The organism is Dactylosporangium aurantiacum (assembly GCF_000716715.1).
In the GTDB taxonomy this organism is placed as follows: domain Bacteria; phylum Actinomycetota; class Actinomycetes; order Mycobacteriales; family Micromonosporaceae; genus Dactylosporangium; species Dactylosporangium aurantiacum.
This window is the reverse complement of the sequence record NZ_JNYJ01000003.1, coordinates 156221-174683: the sequence shown is the minus strand read 5'-3', so window position 1 is coordinate 174683 and position 18463 is coordinate 156221. Positions and strand designations below refer to the sequence as shown.

Sequence of the window (18463 nt, the reverse complement as noted above, 5' to 3'; positions counted from 1 at the left end):
TGGAGGCAACGATGGTGAGCATGACCGCGGCGGGACCGGTCCCGGAGCCGGTCGACCAGCTCGCCGTGCGCCGGATCAACCTGAGCCGCACCCTGCGCCACATCCGCGTCAACGGCCCGGGCTCCCGCGCCGCGATCGCCGCCGGCACCGGCCTGCACAAGACGACCGTGTCGAGCCTCGTCGAGGAGCTGCTCGCCCGCCGCCTGGTGCGCGAGACCGGCCTGGAGCGCTCCGGCACCGCCGGCCGCCCCGGCCGCGGCGTCGCACTGTCCCCGCAGCTCGGCGCCGTCGGCATCGAGATCAACGTCGACTACCTGGCGGTGCACGGCTGCGACCTGACCGGCCGCACGGTCGTGGAGCGCCGCCTCGCCTTCGACGTCCGGCGCCGCGACGTCGACGGCTGCCTGGCCGACCTGGCCGCCGCCGCGGACCGGGCGCTCACCGAGCTCGCCGGCCGTGGGGTCACCCCGGTCGGCCTCACCGTCGCCGTGCCGGGCCTCGTCGACGTCGCCCGCGGCGTGGTCGTCGTCGCCCCGAACCTCGGCTGGCGCGACGTGCCCGTCGTGTCCCGCCTCGCCGCCGGCCTGGACCCGGCGCTGCAGGTCGGCGTCGACAACGACGCGAACCTCGCCGCCCTCGCCGAGCACACCTGGGGCGTCGCCGCCGGCACCGACGACCTGGTGTACCTCACCGGCTCCGTCGGCGTCGGCGGCGGCGCCATCACCGGCGGCCGGCTGCTGCGCGGCGCCGACGGCTTCTCCGGCGAGATCGGCCACCTGCCGGTCGAGCCGGACGGCGACCCGTGCGGCTGCGGCCGGACCGGCTGCTGGGAGACCAAGGTCGGCCTCGCCGAGCTGGTCCGCCGGATCACCCCCGAGTTCGCGTACGGCCTCGGCGACGGCCCCGTCCCCGACCCGCGGGAACGCGTCGCGGAGGTCCGCCGCCGCCTCGACGCGCGGGACCCGGCGGCACTGGACGCGGTCGCCGGCATCGGCCGCTGGCTCGGCCACGGCGGCGCGATCCTGGTCAACCTGTTCAACCCGCGCGTCGTGGTGCTCGGCGGCTACTTCGCCGACCTCGCCGACCACCTGATCCCCGCCGCGCAGGCGCAGCTCACCCGCCTCGCCATGGCCTCACCCGCGGACCGCTGCCACTTCGTCGCCTCCGACCTCGGCTTCACCGCCGCCGCCCGGGGTGGCGCCGGCGCCGTGATCGAACGCATGATCGACGACCCGTCCGCGGTGCCGTCCGGATAGCGCCCTTTCAGGCAGCGCCCGTCCGCGGTGCCGTCCGGATGGTGACCTTTGGGCAGCGCCCGGCCGGGGTGCCGGCCGGACAGCGGCCGCCGCGGTGCCGAGTGGATGGCGGCGCGGTCGGCCGAACGGACCTTCAACGCCGTGGGCCGCCGCACCTAAACTTCGTGCCGTGACCGGGTCGGCAGTCCTCGGTGTCGACTTCGGCACATCCAACACCGTCGCCGCGCTGCGGACCCCGGCCGGTGAGGCGCGGCTGGTGCTCTTCGACGGCTCGCCGCTGCTGCCGTCGGCGGTCTTCGCCGACGCCGGCGGCCGGCTGATCGTCGGGCGGGACGCCCAGCAGCGGGCCGCGGCCCGGCCCGCCGCCTACGAGCCGAACCCCAAGCGGCACGTCGTGGACGGCTCTCTGCTGCTGGGCGAGGTGGAGGTGCCGGTCGTCGACGCGGTCACCGCCGTCCTGCGCCGGGTCGCCGTCGAGGCCGGGGGCACCGCGGACCGCACGGTGCTGACGTACCCGGTCGCCTGGGGCGCCAGCCGGCGGGCGGTGCTCGTCGACGCGGCCGCCGCCGCGGGACTGCCGGACGTGACGCTGGTGCCGGAGCCGGTCGCGGGCGCCGCCTACTTCCTCGCCAGCACGCCGGCCGGCCTGGTCGAGGGGCAGACCGCGCTGGTCTACGACTTCGGCGCCGGCACGTTCGACGCGTCCGTCGTGCGCCGCACCGACGGGCAGCTGCAGGTGCTCGCCTCGCACGGGCTCGCGGACGCCGGAGGGCTGGACATCGACGCGGCGCTCGTCGCGGCCATCCACGCCCAGCTGCGCCCCGCCGACCCGGCCTGGACCAGGCTGCACCACCCGCGCACCCCCGCCGACCTGCGGGCCCGCCTCCAACTGTGGGACAACGTGCGGGCGGCGAAGGAGTCACTGTCCCGCAACGGCGCGACCTTCGTGCACGTGCCGCTGCTGGACACCGAGGTGCCGCTCGGCCGGGAGCAGCTCGAGGCCCTGGCGATGCCGATCCTCGACCGGACCGTCGGCGCGGCCCGGGCGGCGCTGCGGGAGGCGGGGGTCACCGCGGACGCCCTGTACCGCGTCGGCGGCTCGAGCCGGGTCCCGCTCGTCGCGACGCTGCTGCACCGGCAGTTCGGGCTGCCCGCGGCACCGGTCGACCAGCCTGAGCTGGCGGTCGCCCTGGGCAGCCTCACCGCGCCGCACCCGCCGCCGCAGCCACCGGGCCCGATTGCCGCGCCGGCCACGGTGCCGGCGGACGCCGCCGTGCACCCGGTGCCCGCCGATCCGCTGCCGGAGCCGTCGGTGGCGCAGGAGTGGCCGGCGGCCCCGGCCTGGGCGATGGTGCCCCATGAGCCGGAGCCGGCACCACCCGGCCCGACGACCGGATCCGGACCCGCGGCGGCCGGACCCGCGGCGGGACCAGTCGTGGCCGGGCCCGGGACGGCCGGAGCGGCAGCCGGGCCGGCGGCAGTCGGAGCGGCAGGCGCGCCGGGGACGGTCGGAGCGGCAGCCGGGCCGGCGGCGGCCGGAGCGGCAGGCGCGCCCGGGACGGTCGGAGCGGCAGCCGGGCTCGTGGCGCGGCTGCGCGGACTGGCCCGGCCGGTCCCGGTCGCCGCGGCCGGTGGGCTGCTCGTCGTCGCCGCGCTCGTCGTGACGCTGGTCGCCAACGGTGCCGCCGACGCCGGCGACCGGGCGGCGGACGGCCGGTCGCCGTCGCCGGCCGTCACGTCGCGCAGCGCCTCACCGTCGCCCGGCCCGTCGCCCACGCGGGCGTCACCGACCCCCGCGGTGCCGACCGGCGACCTCGCCCTGGCGCTGGTCAAGACCGGCGCCCCGTGCCACGTCGGCACCTGGGACGACACCGCCCCGGGCGACGTGGTGATCTGGGTCGCGGTACGCGGCGTCGTCACCGGTGTGATCAAGTCCGGCAGCTCCGGCTTCGGGCTGCGGTTCGCCGCCGCCGGCATCGAGGGCGACGTACGGTACTTCGACGACGACGGCGACCTCAACGGCATCACGACGTCGTTCGACGACAACCCCGGGGTGTCCTACGGCTCGCTCCAGCTGCCCGCGGCCAAGGCACCGCAGGTGCTCGGCCGCAAGACCATCGTGACGATCGTCGCCGACCCGCTCAAGTTCGTCGCCGAGACCGACGAGACCAACAACATCCTGCAGGTCCAGGTCGACATGCCGGCGAAGGTCACCGACCACGGGTACGCCGAGGAAGCCGGCTGCCGCGTGTCGGCGTAGCGACCGGGACCGCCGCCATCGGCACCATCCCCGGCGTCACCCGCGGCGTCGGGCCGGTGCCGTCCGGCGACCCGGCGGCGCGCCAGGGGGAACCACCCACCCGGATGGCGCGAAGAGGCGTGAGCGGGACCGTCCGGGGCATGGGCGACTACCGAGGACGTCGGAGGTCACTGGTGAACGTGCGTGGTGGGCAGGGTGGGCTGATCCGCCGGATGGTGCTGGCCACCTGCGCGCTGCTGCTGTTCGTCGGCGGGGCCTTCGGCACGCTGTTCGTGTCGATCGGCGAGGACCGCGAGACGTCCCGGCTGTCGCGCCGCTCGCACGAGCTGTTCGCCGTCGCCGACGAGGTCCACCGGCACGTCATGGACCTGCAGGCGGCGCAGCAGGCGTACACCCTGTCGGGCGACAGCAGGTTCCTGGACCGGTGGCAGGCGGCGCAGAGCGCCCTGCTCGCCGCGAACGCGCAGCTGACCCGGCTCGCCACCACCGTCGCGCAGCGGCGGCAGGTCGCGCAGATCACGCACACCAGCACCGCGTACGTGCAGGAGTACTCGCGCCCCGCGCTGGACGCCGCCCTGCGCGGCGACCCGCAGCCCCGCAGCGTGGCCACGCTGCTGGACGGCGAGCGGCGCGTCGATCAGCTCCGCGAGGACCTGACCGAGTTCAGGATGTCCGAGCGCGACGTCATCATGGCCCGCGACAAGCACGCCGAGACGACGGGGAACCGGGAGATGACCGCGATCCTCGTCGGGCTGGCGGGATCGGCGATCATCATCGCGCTCGTCGGCGGCTACCAGACCAGGCTGCTGGTGCAGCCGATCCGCCGGGCCGCGACGATGGCCGACCGGCTCGCCCGCGGCGACCTCGGCACCCGCATGCCGGAGACGGGCAAGGCGGAGATCGGCCGGCTGGAGCGGTCGTTCAACGTGATGGGCGACTCCCTGCAGCGCAGCCACGACGAGGTCGGGCAGTTCGCCGAGACCCAGACGGCGCTGCGCCGGGTCGCCACCCTCGTCGCCCGGGGCGGCTCACCGAGCGAGGTGCTCGCCGCCGTCGTCGAGGAGCTCGGGCAGCTCATGGACGCGGGCGCGGCGCGGATCGTGCGGTTCAAGCCCGACGGCACCGGCACCGTCGTGGCCGCCTGGGGCACGCCCGACCTGGCCCTGCCGGTCGGCACCGTGGTACAGCTGCACGGCGACAACGTCACGGGCACGGTGCGGCGTACCAGTGCGGCGGCGCGGATGGACTCCTACGAGGGGGCGACCGGACCGCTCGCCGCGTACGTGCGCTCCCGCGGGGCGCGCGCGTCGGTCAGCGCGCCGATCCACGTCGAGGGCCGTCTCTGGGGCGCGGTCACCGTGTCGACGATGGGGGACCGGCAGATGCCGCCGGAGGCGCAGGCGCGGCTCGCGGAGGCCACCGACCTCATCGGCACCGCCGTGGCGAACGCGCAGGCCCGCGACGACCTCATCGCCTCCCGCGCCCGGGTGGTCCTCGCCACCGACCAGACCCGCCGCCGCATCGAGCGCAACCTGCACGACGGCGTGCAGCAGCGGCTGCTGTCGCTCGGGTTGGACGTGCGGCGCATCCAGCTGACCGTCCCGCCGCAGCTGCCGCAGCTGCGGGAGGAGCTGTCCGCGGTGGTCGCCGGGCTCAACGGCACGGTCGACGACGTGCGGGAGATCTCCCGCGGCGTGCACCCGGCGATCCTGACCGAGGGCGGTCTGCGGCCCGCGTTCAAGGCCCTGGCCCGCCGCTCGTCGGTGCCCGTGGAGCTCGACCTGGACCTGCCGGGCCGGCTGCCCGAGCCGGTCGAGGTCGCCGCCTACTACACGGTCGCCGAGGCGCTCGCCAACGCCACCAAGCACGCCAGGGCCAGCGTGGTGCGGGTGCGCGCGGCGGTGCGCGACGGGCACGTCGAGGTGTCCGTCAGCGACGACGGCGCCGGCGGCGCGGATCCCCGGCGCGGGTCCGGCCTCGTCGGCCTGACCGACCGCATCGAGGCGCTGGGCGGCACGATCCACCTGGAGAGCCCGACCGGCGGCGGCACCCACCTGGACGTCCGGCTGCCGGTGGACCGGGACTGACCCGCGCCCGCGCCCGGGGACCCCCTTGCATGACCCCTCGATCATTTGCTGGCGTCAATTGCATCCCGTGCTGACGCAGTGACGGACGCGTATGCTTCGGGCGGGTTCGCAGCCGTAGCGCCGTCGCGTTTCGGGCACCGACCGGAAGGGGGCAGCCGATGAGCCAGGTTCTGCGCCGGAATGCGGCGTTTCTCGTCCTGCTGGCACTGGCCGCCGGCACCGCCGCCGTGGTGTGGTTCGCCCTGCCGCACGACCGCGAGGTCAAGTCGCTGGGGATCTTCCTGTTCAAGCTGCTGCCGTTCGTCTTCGCCACCGAGGCGATCGCCCGCCTGGACGTGGAGCTGGCCCGGCGGCTGCACCTGGTGCGGATTCTGGTCCCGATCACGTTCTGCGTGTTCTTCCTGTACTTCGTGCCGAAGATCTTCTTTTTCCTGGACGATTTCCCGACCGTCTACTACCACATTCTCGTGCTGACCCCGATCGTCATCGTGTCGCTCACCCTCGCGTACCGGCTCGGTGGCGGCACACCCGGCAACGCCCGGCGGGTCGCCTACGCGATGCTGCTGATCATGGTGTCGGGTCTGGAGGACCTGGCGTTCCTCACGGTCAACGACCACACCGACCCGCGGTGGAGCACCATCCCGGACGTGTGGACCTGGGCGTCGCACATCAAGGTGTTCCTCGGCCACTACCCGAGCAAATACGAGGCGTACGCCTTCATCGCCGTGCACGTGGTGCTCGTCGTGCTGGTGCTGGCGGCGCCGACCCGGTGGTTCACGCTCCCGCGCTCCTGGCGCCGCGGCGACCCGGCCACCGCCCGGACGGAGCAAGTCGAGGCCCGGATCTGACACCGGCGCGGCGACCGGCGGAAGGAGACCTCATATGGCGACGGCGCTGGTCACCGGCGGTGCCGGGTTCATCGGGGCGAACGTGGCCCGCGCGCTGCTCGCCGACGGCCACCGGGTCGTCGTCCTGGACGACCTCAGCGGCGGCTCCCCGCACAACGTGCCCGACGGCGCGGTGTTCCGGCGGGGTGACGTGTGCGACGCGCCGGCCGTCGCCGCGCTGTTCGCGGAGTTCCGGTTCGACTACGTGTTCCACCTCGCCGCGTACGCCGCCGAAGGGCTGAGCCACTTCATCAAGCGGTACAACTACACCAACAACGTCATCGGCAGCGTCACCCTGATCAACGCCGCGGTCAACGCGGGCACCGTGCGCTGCTTCGTGTTCACCTCATCGATCGCCGTCTACGGCAGCAACCAGGTGCCGATGAGCGAGGACCTGGTGCCCGCGCCGGAGGACCCGTACGGCATCGCCAAGCTCACCGTCGAGCAGGAGCTGCGGGTCACCCACGAGATGTTCGGCCTGCCGTACGTCATCTTCCGCCCGCACAACGTCTACGGCGAGTACCAGAACATCGGCGACCGGTACCGCAACGTCATCGGCATCTTCATGAACCAGGCGCTGCGCGGCGAGCCGTTCACCGTGTTCGGCGACGGGGAGCAGGTCCGCGCGTTCACCCACATCGGCGACGTGGCACCGGTGCTGGCCCGGTCGGTGACGAACCCGGCCGCCTACAACGAGACGTTCAACATCGGCGGCGACACCGTCTACTCGCTCAACGAGCTGGCCCGCGCGACCGCCGACGCGATGGGCGTGCCGCTGCGGGTCACCCACCTGCCGGCCCGCAACGAGGTGCGGCAGGCGTACGCCGACCACGACAAGGTCCGCAAGTGCTTCGGGCTCACCGGCGAGACACCCCTGGCCGAAGGGCTCGCGGCGATGGCCGCCTGGGTGCGCCGGCACGGCCCGCGCGAGCCGTCGGTGTTCGACGCGATCGAGGTGCGCCGCAACCTGCCACCGTCGTGGCTGGCCGTGCTGCGCGACTGAAGTGCTGTCCGGAGTCGAGGAGGTCGCATGCGCCGCACATCCACCAGCGGTCCCCGCCCCTGGCCGCCCCGGTGACCGCCACCCGCCCGGCGGTGCCGAGCCAACGCACCGGCGGTGACCCGCCACGGCCGCCGTCGCTCACCGCGTTCATCCCCTGCTTCAACGAGGAGGGGCAGGTCGACGAGGTCCACGCGACCATCGACGCGGCCCTGTCCGGCTACCCGGACCTGGAGATCCTGTTCGTCGACGACGGCTCCACCGACGGCACCCTCGACAAGGTCAAGGCGCTCAGCGCCCGCGACCCCCGGGTGCGGTACGTGTCGTTCTCCCGCAACTTCGGCCTCGAGGCCGCCCACGGCGCCGGGTTCCGCTACGCCCGCGGCACCTGGGTGGTGCAGCTGGACGCCGACCTGCAGTCGCCGCCGGCCGAGGCGCCGAAGCTCATCGCCAAGGCCCTCGAAGGCTACGACGTGGTCTACGGCATCCGCCGGGAACGCCACGACCCGCTGTTCCGCCGCCTCGGCTCCGCCGTCCAGCAGCGCCTCGCGCAGCGGCTGTTCGGCGTCGACCTGGTCTACGGCTCGTCGGTGTTCCGCGTGGTCCGGGGCAGCGTCGCCCGCCGGGCCGTCGACCTGCGCCTGGCCACCCCGTACTTCGTCGCCACCATGCCGCTGCTCGGCGCCCGCTGGGCCACCGTGGACGTCGCGCACCGGCAGCGGCAGGACGGCGGGTCCCGGTGGGCCGTGTGGCGGCTGTTCGCGCACAGCGCCGAGCTGTTCTTCGGCTTCTCGCTGCGCCCTCTCGTCTGGGTGTACGCCGCGGTCACGCTCGCCGTCCTGGTCGTGCTCGCCGCCGGAGCCGCCGTTGCCGCCGGGGCCGGCGGGGCCTTGGCCGGTGCGCTCGCCGGCGAGGTCGTGCTGCTCGGCGCCGTGGGTGTCCTCGCCGCGTACGTGCACCGCTTGGTGCGTGGCTCGGTGCGCCCGGCGCTGTTCTACGTGCGGGAGGCGAACATCCCGATCGCGCCGGAGGACTCGCTGTACGCCGACGCGCCCGCCGTGCGGGAGCCGGCCCGATGATGCTCATCCTCGGGGCCAGCGAGGACCAGCTGCCGGTCTACCTCGAGGCCCGCCGCCGCGGCATCCCCACCATCGGCGTCGACGTGCGCCGCGACCGGCCCGCGTACCCGTACGCCGACGTGTGGCTGCCGGTCAGCATCAAGGACCACGAGGGCATCGTCGCCGCGCTCGACGGCCGCCGCCCCACCGCCGTCGTGGCCGCCGCCAGCGAGGCCGGGCTGTGGAGCTGGCACGAGCTGAGCCGGCGCTACGAGCTGCCGTACCGGTTCCCGGCCGGCGCCGCCCGCGCCTCGCTGGACAAGTCGGAGTTCCACCGGATCGTGCGCGCGACCGGGGTCCCCGGGTACCGGTGGCACGAGGGCGGCGACCGGGCCGCGCTGACCCGCGCCGCGCACGACATCGGGTTCCCCGTCGTGGTCAAGCCGCCGGACACCTCCGGCAGCAAGGGCATCAGCTTCGTCGAGGATCCGGCGGACCTGCCGGCGGCCCTGGACTACGCGGCCCGCTTCACCACCCCCGGCGGGCCACTGCTGGTGGAGGAGTTCCTCGCCGGGCGCAATCTCACCGTCGACGTGTTCATGCGCGCCGGGCAGGTCGCGTTCGCCGGCATCACCGAGAAGCGCCTCGTGCCCGGACCGCGCTTCGTGATCGGCGGGCACACCGGCCCGGCCGCCGTCGCCGCGGCCGTCCGCGACCGGCTCGTGCTGGCCGCCGGGCGGCTGTGCCGGGCGATCGACCTGACCGACGGCCCGGCCAACTTCGACGTCATCCTGCGCGCCGACGGCTCGTTCGCCGTGCTGGAGGCCAACGCCCGGCTGTGCGGCAACGCCTTCCCGCTGCTCATGCGGCACATGTACGGCGTGGACACCGTCGCCGCGCTGGTGTCGCTGGCCCTGGGTGAGCCGTTCGACCTCACCCCGTCGCGCGACGACGCCGGCATCATCCACGTGCTGGCCTCGCCGCTGCCCGGCGACGCGGTGCTGACCGCCGTCGATGGCGTGGCGCGGGCCCGCGCGCTGCCCGGCGTCGTGTGCTGCGAGGTGTACGCCGAGCCGGGCGCGGTCGTCCGCCCGTTCGACCAGTCCGCGAACAAGATCGGCTACCTGGTGGTGACCGGCCCCGACACGGCCACCGCGCAGGCGCGGCTCGCGGCGGCCCTGGACGTGCTCGTGCTGCGGTTCGCCCCGGCACCCGCCGAGCCCGCCGCCGAGCCCGCCGGGGTCAGTCTGCCCGGTTGACCGCCAGCGCCGGCGCGTACTCGCTGCGCACCAGCTGGCCCTTGCCGCCGGGGGTCAGCGGGATGCGGTCGCTGAGGTGCATCCGCAGCGGCACCGGCGCGCCGGCCCGCTCCTGCAGCGTCCGTTCGGTGCCGGCCAGCACCCGCTCGGCCGGCAGCGAGCCGTCCGGCACGACGTACACGCTGATCGTGCCGGCGGCGTCCTGCCGCACGTACATCTCCGCGACGCCCGGCTCGTACATCGCCACGCCCAGGAACACGTCGCCGAAGAGCTTCCGCCCGTCCGGCAGGACCACCGCGTCGTTCATCCGCCCGCTGGTCAGCGTCATCGTCCGGAACCGCCGCCCGCACCGGCACGGCTCCGGCGAGATCGTGCCGATGTCACCCAGCGCGTAGCGCACCAGCGGCATCGCCCGCTCCCAGAACGCGGTCACCACGATCTGTCCCTCGGTGCCGTCGGGCACGACGTCGCCGTGCTCGTCGAGGACCTCGACCCAGACCCGGTCCTCGGCGATGTGCCGCCCGCCGAGGTGGCACTCGAAGTAGATGTTCAGCGTCTCGTAGGCGGAGTACTCGTCGCGGACCGGCACCCCGAAGCCCTCCTCGAGCAGCGCCCGGCACGCCGGCACCAGCAGCTCCGACTCGGTCAGCACCAGCCGCAGGTCCTTGCGCAGCGCGGCCCGCTGGGCGGGGGTCATCGTGCGCACCAGCTCCCGCAGGTGCACCGGGTAGCCGATGAGCACCTTCGGGCGGTACGCGAGCAGGTCCGCGATCCACTCGGCGGGCGGCGCCGTGGTGAGGATGACGTGCCGGCGGAACAGGCCCACCTTCTCCACCAGCCGGCCCGGCATCGGGAACGGCTTGAGGTGCGCGAGCCGGTCCCACGGCAGGTACCGGCGGGTCGCGAAGAACCGCCGCACGCAGGCGGCCATGTGGTAGTCGTGGGCGTTCATGTCGTGCCAGCCGGTGACCCGGTGCCCGGTCGTGCCGCTACTGGACCACTCCAGGCAGGCGCCGGTGTCCACGCCGTCGGCGACGAACCGCCGGTTCGGGGTGGCGCGCATGACCGCCTTCGTCACCAGCGGCAGGCGGGCCAGGTCGGCGAGGGACTCCAGGCGCGGCAGGGTGCCGCGGTAGTAGGGCACGTGCGCGTTCGCGTGCGCCAGGAACCGGTTCAACCGGCGCAGCTGGAACCTGCGCAGCGCCGCGCGGCCGCCGTACTGCCGCAGCAGCGTCACCGGCACGTACGCCATCTCCCGCAGCAGCATGGCCGTCCTCCTCGACGCCGTCGACCACGTCCAGTCTGCCCAACCCATGCGCGTACGTCTATGCATGCGGCGGTGCCGGCGCGGGCGGCGCGGCCTTCGCCCGCACGGCGCCGGCGTCGGGGTGGCCGAGCGCCGCCAGCAGCCCGGCCGAGCGCCGCCACGCCGCGCGGGCCTGCGCCTGGTCGCCGAGCGCGGCGTACACGTCGCCGAGGTGCTCGGTCACCACCGCCTCCTGGTAGCGGTCGCCCTGCTCGCGCAGCAGCGCCGCGGCCCGCTCGTAGCAGCGCACCGCCTGCCCCGGCAGGCCGCTGCGGTGCCGGGAGTACGCCAGGGTGTCCCAGGTGAGCCCCTCACCGTGGCGGTCACCGAGGCGCTGCTGCAGCGCGATCGCCCGGGCGCAGCAGCGCACGGCGTCCTCGTGCGCGCCGAGGTGCGCCAGGTGCCAGCCCAGCGCGTTCAGCGTCTGCGCGCGACCGTGCTCGTGCCCGGCCGCGTCGAACATCGCCAGGGCCCGGCGGTCGTCGGTGAGCGCCCGGTCCGGCCGGCCCTGCCGGGCCGACACCCGCGCCAGGCTGCGGTACACGAACCCCTGCCCCGCCTCGTCGCCGAGCCGCCGGTACGCGGCCAGTGCGGCCGCCAGCTCGGCCCTCGCCTCGTCGAAGCGGCGCAGCCACGTGTACACCCGGGCGAGCCCCCGGTGCGCGTGCGCGAGCGCCGTGTCGTCACCGAGCCGCCGGGCCGAGCGCACCGCGGTCACGTGCACGTCCACCTGGCCGTGCCAGTCGCCGTGCTGGTCCAGCACGTACACCATCGCCCACGCCAGCTGCCACGCGTGCCGGTCGAAGCCGGCCCCGCCGGCGAGCCGCACGGCCGCCGGCAGCACCTGCTCGTGCGCCTCGAACCAGGCCGCGGCGGCCCGCCGGTCACCGAACGTCTCCGGCCGCACCCCCGGCAGCGGCGGCGGCAGCGGCAGCGGATCCCGCAGCGGCTCCAGCAGGCCGGCCGCCGCGCAGGCGCTGTGCACGTAGTGATCGAGCAGCCGCCGCACCGCACCCCGGGCACCGGCGCCGGCCAGCTCCATGCCGTACAGGCGGACCAGGTCGTGCATCCGGAACCGCCCCGGCGGGTCCTCGGCGACCAGCCCGGCGTCGAGCAGCTCGCGCAGCTCGGGCCAGCGCCCGGCCGCCGGGCGACCGGCCAGGCTCGCCGCCGCCGGCCCGCCGATGTCCGGGCCCGGCCCGAGACTGAGCAGCCCGAACAGCTCCGCGGCGGGGGCCGTCAGGTGACGCACCGAACCGGCCATGACCGTGCGCAGACTCATCGCCAGGTCACCGGCGTCCAGCGCGTCCAGCCGGGTCCGCCGCGCGGTCAGCTCCGCGACCAGGGTGCCCAGCCGGCCGTGCGGGTCGGTGGCGGCGCGGGCCGCGACGATGCCCAGCGCGAGCGGCAGGCCCGCGCACAGCGGCAGCAGCGCCGCGGCCGCCGCCGGCTCCGCCGCCAGCCGCGCCGCCCCCAGCCGGGCCCGCAGCAGCTCGGCGGCCTCCGCGGCGGTCATGCAGCCGAGCAGGACCGGGCGGGCGCCGTGCGCGGCGACCAGCCCGGTGAGCCGCCGCCGGCTGGTGACCAGCACGGTCACCGTCGGCGAACCCGGCAGCAGCGGCACCACCTGGGCGCTGTCGCGGGCGTCGTCGAGCACCACGAGCATCCGGCGGCCGGCGAGCAGCTGGCGCAGCAGCGCCTGGCGCTCGTCCGCGTCGGCCGGCAGCGCCTCCGCGGCGACGCCGAGCGCGGCCAGGAACCGCCGCGTCGCGGCCTGCGGGCACAGCGGCTCGGCGGCCGGGTCGAAGCCGCGCAGGTGCACGTACAGCCGGCCGTCCGGGAACCGGTCGCGGTACTCGTGCGCCCAGCGCAGCGCCAGCCACGTCTTGCCGACGCCGCCGGGACCGCCGATGACCACGACCGGTCCGGCCGCGGAACCCCCGCCGGTTGCTCGCACGGCCGCGGTCACCTCGGCGAGCTGGGCGGCCCGGCCGGTGAACGCGGCCGGCGGGGCCGGCACCTGCTGCGGCCCGCCGGCCGGCCGGGCCACCGCCGGCAGCTCCCCGGCGGGGCGCACCATCCGCCGGTGCAGGTCGCGCAGCTCGTCGCCGGGTTCGACGCCGAGCTGCTCCGCCAGCTGCCGGCGCAGCTCCGCGTAGCGGGCGAGGGCCTCCGACCGCCGGCCGCACCGGTGCAACGCCTGCAGCGCCGCCCCGGCCAGCCGCTCGTCCAGCGGGTCGGCGTCGGCGCGGGCCAGCAGCGCGTCCAGCACCTCGGCGTGCCGGTCCAGCCGCAGCGCCAGCTCGGCGTGCCAGTGCTGCGCGCCGCGCCGCCGGCGGTGCAGCTCCCGGCGGACCCCGTCGAGCCACGGCGTGTCGAGCCCGCCGAACGCGTCCCCGGTCCACAGGCCCAGCGCCGTGCCGAGCAGGTCGAAGGCGCCGCCGTCGGTGGCGGTACCGGCGCGGCGGACGAGATCGTCGAACAGGTGCAGGTCGACGTCGAGCGGGTCGACCTGCACCACGTAACCGGACGCCCGCCGCAGCACCGCACAGCCGCCGCCGGCCAGCGCCGCCCGCAGCCGCGACAGGTAGCTGTACAGGGTGTCGCGCGGATGCCGCGGCAGCCGCTCGCCCCAGGCGCGGTCCAGCAGCACGTCGGCGGGGACGGGCCGGCCGGGCTCCACCAGCAGCGCGGCCAGGACGCACCGCTGCCGCTCGTGGCCCAGATCGACGGCCACCTCGCCCTGTCCGTGGTCGATGCCCGCCGTGACGCCGCCCAGCAGCCGGATGCGTATCCGACCGGCCGAGTCCGCCATGGCAGTCACCCCCTCGGCAGCAGTGTCGCCCCGGCGGCGAGCCGCGGTCCAAGTCGTTTTGCCAGGACAACCGGCCTGTGTCGGCAAGCCGACGCGGCATCGACGGCCGTCGCAGGTCCGTCGCAAGGTCCGTCGCAAGGTCCGCCGAAGCCCGCCCCCGGATGGTGGCAGCACGAAACCCCGTCACCGGAAGGGAACACCATGATGATCGGAAGGCACCGGGTCCGGGCGTTGACCGCGACGCTCGGGCTGCTCGCCACCACCGCGCTCGCCCTCGTCGTGCCCGGCACCGCGCACGCGGGCTGTGTCGCCGGCACCGAGTTCACCCACTCGCTCACCGTCAACGGCACCGTCTACGTGACCGAGAACCCGGTCAACGGCACCTGCAACGACAACAACTACTACCAGACCTACTTCACCAGCCAGTTCGCCGGCTGGCGGGCCTCGGAGCACATCCAGAACGACGGCGAGTGGGAGAGCCACTACGGCGGCTACGACACGAACTCGTACTACCTGTCGTACACCGACAACAACTCCCACTCGCTCATCACGCTGTGCCTGGACAACGGCAGCGTCTGGTACTGCGGCTGGGGCAGCAACTACACGTACACCTCCGGCTTCGACCACACCTACAGCGGTGTGAACACCGGATTCTGACCCCGGGGCCCGGCCCGGCGGTGCGGTCACCGCCGGGCCACCGGCCGGTGTGGGCTTCGCCACGTGCGGCCCGCACGTTTCCGGAACCGAAACAATCGTCGTGAACGCTGACCGGCATCGGCAGGGCGAGAGGTGGGACGGCGTGGAGATCCTGGTAGTGACGGCCCAGTCCGCGGGCGGTCCGGCGAGCCGCGTCCTGCCGGCCCTGGACCTGCTGGCCCACGCGCGGCGCTTCGCCGGGTACGACGTGACCGCCTGCGCCACCGGCCCCGACCCGGACGTGGTCCTGGTCGACGCCCGGCACCGGCTCGCCGACGCCCGCGCCTTCTGCCGGCTGCTGCGCACGACCGGCCTGCGCGCCCCGGTGATCGCGGTCGTCGAGGAGTCCGGGCTGGTCGCGGTCTCCGCCGACTGGGGCATCAGCGACGTCGTGCTGGCCGGCGCCGGCCCCGCCGAGGTCGACGCCCGGCTGCGGCTGGCCACGCAGGCGGCGTTAGCGGCCGCCGGGGCGTCCAGCAACGTCATCACCGCCGGCGGGCTGCGCATCGACCCCGACACCTACGCCGCCAAGCTCAAGGGCCGCCCGCTCAACCTCACCTACAAGGAGTTCGAGCTGCTGCGGTACCTCGCCCAGCACCCCGGCCGGGTCTTCACCCGCGACCAGCTGCTGCGCGAGGTGTGGGGCTACGACTACTTCGGCGGTCACCGCACCGTCGACGTCCACGTGCGCCGGCTGCGCGCCAAGCTCGGCACCGAGCACGAGTCGATGATCGGCACCGTCCGCCAGGTCGGCTACACGCTGGTCCTGCCGCCCCGCACCGAGCAGCAGCCCGTCGTCGCCGAGGCCGAGGCCCTCCTGCAACCGGTGTGACCCGGCGCCGTCAGCGGCACGGCCGGTGCCGGGCGAACTCCTCCGGCGACATGAGGCCGCTCCAGTGCCGCACCCGGCCGCCGGTGGGCGACACCTGGGGTCCTGCCAGCCGCGCGCCCGCAGCGGAGTACCACGGCGAAACCCATGTCGATCCGACGCCTGGCGCGCGCCCGTAGTTCCACCGGCGCGGCCGGGTCCTCCTGGAAGCTGACGGCGGTCAGTCGCTGGGCGGACGACGGCGCGCCGGGCACGTCCTACGGTGCCGGGAACGGATCGGAAAGGTGCCATGGACGACGTGTCGCACGACCCGGCGCGCCCGGGGATCGTGGTGCGGGGGAGATACTCGCTGCTGTCCGCCGCACAGCAGGAGCTGCTGCGGGCGGTGAGCGTGTTCGCCGGCGGGTTCACCGGGCCAGCCGTGGACGGGCTGGTCGCCCGGCTCGACCCGCAGCGGCGGGCGCGGCTCGCGTCGCGGGGCGGGCGGGCCGGCCACCTCGGCGCACTGGAGGCGCGGTCGCTGGTCGTCCGGGAGGCCGGCGGGCGGCTGCGGCTGCCCGGGGCCGTGCGCCGGTTCGCCGCGGGGGAGCAGGGCAGCGTCGAGCGGGACGCGACCCGGCGCGCACACCTGCGGTGGCTGGTCGACCTGGCCGAGGAGGCGGCCACGGCCGGCTGGGACACCGGCCGGGACACGGGCTGGGACGCCTGCGGGGACGACCGGCTGGCGCACGAGGGCGACAACATCCGGGCCGCGTTCGACACCGCCCGCGCCGTCGGCGACCTCGAGTCGGGGCAGCGGCTGGGGGCGGCGCTGGTGCGGCACTGGCACCGGCACGGCGCCGTCGCCGAGGGCATCACGCTGCTGCGCGAGTTCCTCGCCCGGGCCGGCCGCGACGGCGTGCCCCTGACCGTCACCGCGCGGGCGTGGCTCGCCCTGGGGACCCTGCACCACCTGGCCGGCGACAACGGCGAGGCGCACCGGCTGACCACGCTCGCCGGGGACCTCGCGTCCCTCGCCGGTGACGTGGCCACCGAGGCCCGCAGCCTCGGCCGCGCCGCGCACCTGGCGGTCCTCGCCGGCGCCGACCGGCACCGGGCCGTCGCCGCCGCGGAGCGCGGCGCCCGGCTCGCCGCCACCCTCGGCGACGACCGGGTCCGGACCGAGTCGGCCGCGGCGCTACGGCTGGTGCGGGAGCTGGTCGCGGCCGCGCGGCCGTGAGGGGCGCCCGGCCGGGCCGCCACCACCGAGACGTTCGCCAGGCTGCTCGCCGGTGAGGTGGACGGCACCGACCTGTTCGAGTGCGACTTCTCCACCAGCACCGGCACGGCGGCGACCCGTCGCCCGGGCCGGTGCCGGACGGCGCCGTCGTCGTCGGCCTGTCCGTGCACGACGACACCGTCGAACGCCTCGAGTACGCCCTGCGGCCCGGCGGCGCCCTGCTCGCGGTCACCCCAGCCTGATTGCGCCGGCGGCCGCCCGCGGCGAGAATCAGGCGCGTGCCAGAACAGCGGCCCGGAGGCGGCGCGGGACAGGAACGCTTCGCGCGGGCGTTCGCCGCCGCGGTCCCGCGCATGGACGCCCGCGGTGCCGCCGCCCACCGCGCCCGCCTCGTCGCCGGGCTCAGCGGCACCGTCGTGGAGGTCGGCGCCGGCACCGGTGCCTGCTTCGCGCACTACCCCGCGCAGGTCACCGCGGTGCTGGCGGTGGAGCCCGACCCGTACCTGCGCGACCTCGCCACGAAGGCGGCCACCGGCGCGCCGGTCCCGGTCACCGTCGTGGCCGGCACCGCCGAGTGCCTGCCCGCGGAGCCCGGCACGTTCGACGCCGCCGTCTGCTCGCTCGTGCTGTGCAGCGTCGCGGACCCCGACGCCGCCCTGGCCGAGATCCGGCGGGTGCTGCGCCCCGGCGGGCAGCTGCGCTTCTACGAGCACGTGCGCTCCGAGCGGCGCCTGGTCGGGCTGCTCGAGGACGCCGCGACCCCGCTGTGGTCCCGCCTGGCCGGCGGCTGCCACCCCAACCGCGACACGGCCGCGACCATCGCCCGCGGCGGCTTCACCATCACCGACCTCGACCGGTTCGGGTTCGCGCCGGCCCCCCTCACCCCGAGGACCGCGCACCTGCTGGGCCGGGCCGAGCTCACCGCGGCCGGACCCGGCACGCCGTGAGCCGGCCCGGGCAGCCGCCTCCGCTGAGGCTGTCCGGTCCGGGAGCCGGGCCGGGCGGCCGCGGCTACTCCGGCCCGGACCGTGCGCCGGGCCCGGCCGCCCGCGCGAGCCGCCCTGAGCCGCCCACGCGAGTCGCTCCGAGCCGGCCGGCGCGCCGCTTCGGGCCGGTCCAGGCGCGCCGTCCCGCGCCGTCCCGGGCCGGTCAGGCGATCGCCATCGGGCCGGTCGTGCCGGTGACCTGCCAGCCGTCCCCGGCGGCCTGCTGCACCACGTAGGTCAGCCAGGTCGCGCCGAGGCAGGCGACGTAGCCGTACACACCGACCTCCACCCGGTCGGCGCCGCCGGTCACCGGCCCGAGCGTGACGAGGATGCCGCCGTCGCGCACGGTGGCGCAGCCGTCCTGCGCCACGAGCACCGACTCCCGGTCCGCGACGAACGCCACCGGCCCGACGTCGGCCAGCGCGTCGGCGACCGCCCGCTGCGTGCCGGCCGGGATCGGCTCGCCGGCCGCCTGTGCGGCCTGCGGGTCGCCGGCGCCCCGCACCGCCCGGTCCAGCACGTACACGTGCCGGAACGTGCGGTCCGGGAACGAGTTCTCGGCCGGCGTGCCCAGGTATCGGCGCAGCACCTGCGTGTAGACCGCGGCGTCCCGGTCCGGCCCGGCGGTCACCGGCGCGCCGGAACCCCCGGGCGCCGGGTCCCCGGCCATCGCCTGGCGCGCGCAGCCCGCCGCGGTGACCAGCACCAGTCCGGCCGTCAGGCCCGCGACGATCCGCCCGTATCTGCTTCGCACGCTGCACTCCATCCGGTAGGGGACGTTCGCCGGTTCGACGCACGCCGCCCG

At 75.7% G+C, this 18463-nt stretch carries 15 protein-coding genes; 12 read left to right on the top strand and 3 right to left on the bottom strand.

Annotation, left to right across the window (positions count from 1 at the left end; all coding sequences use genetic code 11):
* Positions 1–20 precede the first annotated feature (20 nt).
* The 7 genes from OP18_RS04480 (at position 21) to OP18_RS04450 (ending at position 9807) form a co-directional block, all read left to right on the top strand.
* A complete protein-coding gene (locus OP18_RS04480) occupies positions 21–1256 on the top strand; it encodes an ROK family transcriptional regulator (RefSeq protein WP_033357410.1) in 1236 nt (411 codons plus the stop codon).
* A gap of 169 nt (positions 1257–1425) precedes the next feature.
* A complete protein-coding gene (locus tag OP18_RS52035) occupies positions 1426–3516 on the top strand; it encodes an Hsp70 family protein (RefSeq protein WP_052386220.1) in 2091 nt (696 codons plus the stop codon).
* A gap of 173 nt (positions 3517–3689) precedes the next feature.
* Positions 3690–5603, top strand: a complete 1914-nt coding sequence (locus OP18_RS52030; protein ID WP_162189744.1) for a sensor histidine kinase — start codon at positions 3690–3692, stop codon at positions 5601–5603.
* A gap of 158 nt (positions 5604–5761) precedes the next feature.
* Positions 5762–6451, top strand: coding sequence for a hypothetical protein (locus OP18_RS04465; RefSeq protein WP_052386218.1), 690 nt, complete (start codon positions 5762–5764; stop codon positions 6449–6451).
* A 34-nt stretch (positions 6452–6485) separates the two neighbouring features.
* A complete protein-coding gene (locus OP18_RS04460; RefSeq protein ID WP_033357409.1) occupies positions 6486–7493 on the top strand; it encodes an NAD-dependent epimerase/dehydratase family protein in 1008 nt (335 codons plus the stop codon).
* Between the two features lie 71 nt (positions 7494–7564).
* Positions 7565–8569 (top strand): glycosyltransferase family 2 protein, encoded by a 1005-nt coding sequence (locus OP18_RS04455; RefSeq protein ID WP_211273440.1) that lies wholly within the window; start codon positions 7565–7567, stop codon positions 8567–8569.
* On the top strand, positions 8566–9807 hold the full coding sequence (locus OP18_RS04450) for an ATP-grasp domain-containing protein (protein WP_033357408.1): 1242 nt from the start codon (positions 8566–8568) through the stop codon (positions 9805–9807). Before OP18_RS04455 ends, OP18_RS04450 begins: the two co-directional genes overlap by 4 nt.
* On the opposite strand, the gene OP18_RS04445 is transcribed toward OP18_RS04450, so the two are convergent.
* Positions 9791–11074 carry a phenylacetate--CoA ligase family protein gene (locus OP18_RS04445; protein WP_033357407.1) on the bottom strand — a complete coding sequence of 428 codons (1284 nt, stop codon included), beginning with the start codon at positions 11072–11074 and terminating at the stop codon, positions 9791–9793. The genes OP18_RS04450 and OP18_RS04445 overlap by 17 nt on opposite strands.
* A gap of 58 nt (positions 11075–11132) precedes the next feature.
* Positions 11133–13928, bottom strand: coding sequence for an AfsR/SARP family transcriptional regulator (locus OP18_RS04440; protein WP_033357406.1), 2796 nt, complete (start codon positions 13926–13928; stop codon positions 11133–11135).
* A gap of 201 nt (positions 13929–14129) precedes the next feature.
* Between OP18_RS04440 and OP18_RS04435 the strand changes: the two genes are divergently transcribed.
* From OP18_RS04435 to OP18_RS04420, 5 genes are all read left to right on the top strand, one after another.
* The gene (locus OP18_RS04435) at positions 14130–14585 is read left to right on the top strand and encodes a hypothetical protein (protein WP_033357405.1); all 456 of its coding nucleotides are present in this window, start codon (positions 14130–14132) and stop codon (positions 14583–14585) included.
* Positions 14586–14727: 142 nt separating this feature from the next.
* Entirely contained in the window at positions 14728–15456 is a 729-nt protein-coding gene (locus OP18_RS04430; protein WP_052386217.1) for a winged helix-turn-helix transcriptional regulator, read from the top strand.
* A 286-nt stretch (positions 15457–15742) separates the two neighbouring features.
* Entirely contained in the window at positions 15743–16672 is a 930-nt protein-coding gene (locus OP18_RS04425) for a hypothetical protein (protein WP_033357404.1), read from the top strand.
* 80 nt (positions 16673–16752) lie between these two features.
* The gene (locus OP18_RS56785; protein ID WP_156089291.1) at positions 16753–16914 is read left to right on the top strand and encodes a hypothetical protein; all 162 of its coding nucleotides are present in this window, start codon (positions 16753–16755) and stop codon (positions 16912–16914) included.
* Positions 16915–16950: 36 nt separating this feature from the next.
* Complete coding sequence (locus OP18_RS04420; RefSeq protein WP_052386216.1) at positions 16951–17619, top strand: class I SAM-dependent methyltransferase; 669 nt, start codon at positions 16951–16953, stop codon at positions 17617–17619.
* A gap of 202 nt (positions 17620–17821) precedes the next feature.
* Here the strand turns inward: OP18_RS04420 and OP18_RS04415 are convergent, their stop codons facing one another.
* Complete coding sequence (locus OP18_RS04415) at positions 17822–18412, bottom strand: hypothetical protein (protein ID WP_156089290.1); 591 nt, start codon at positions 18410–18412, stop codon at positions 17822–17824.
* Positions 18413–18463: the final 51 nt, after the last annotated feature.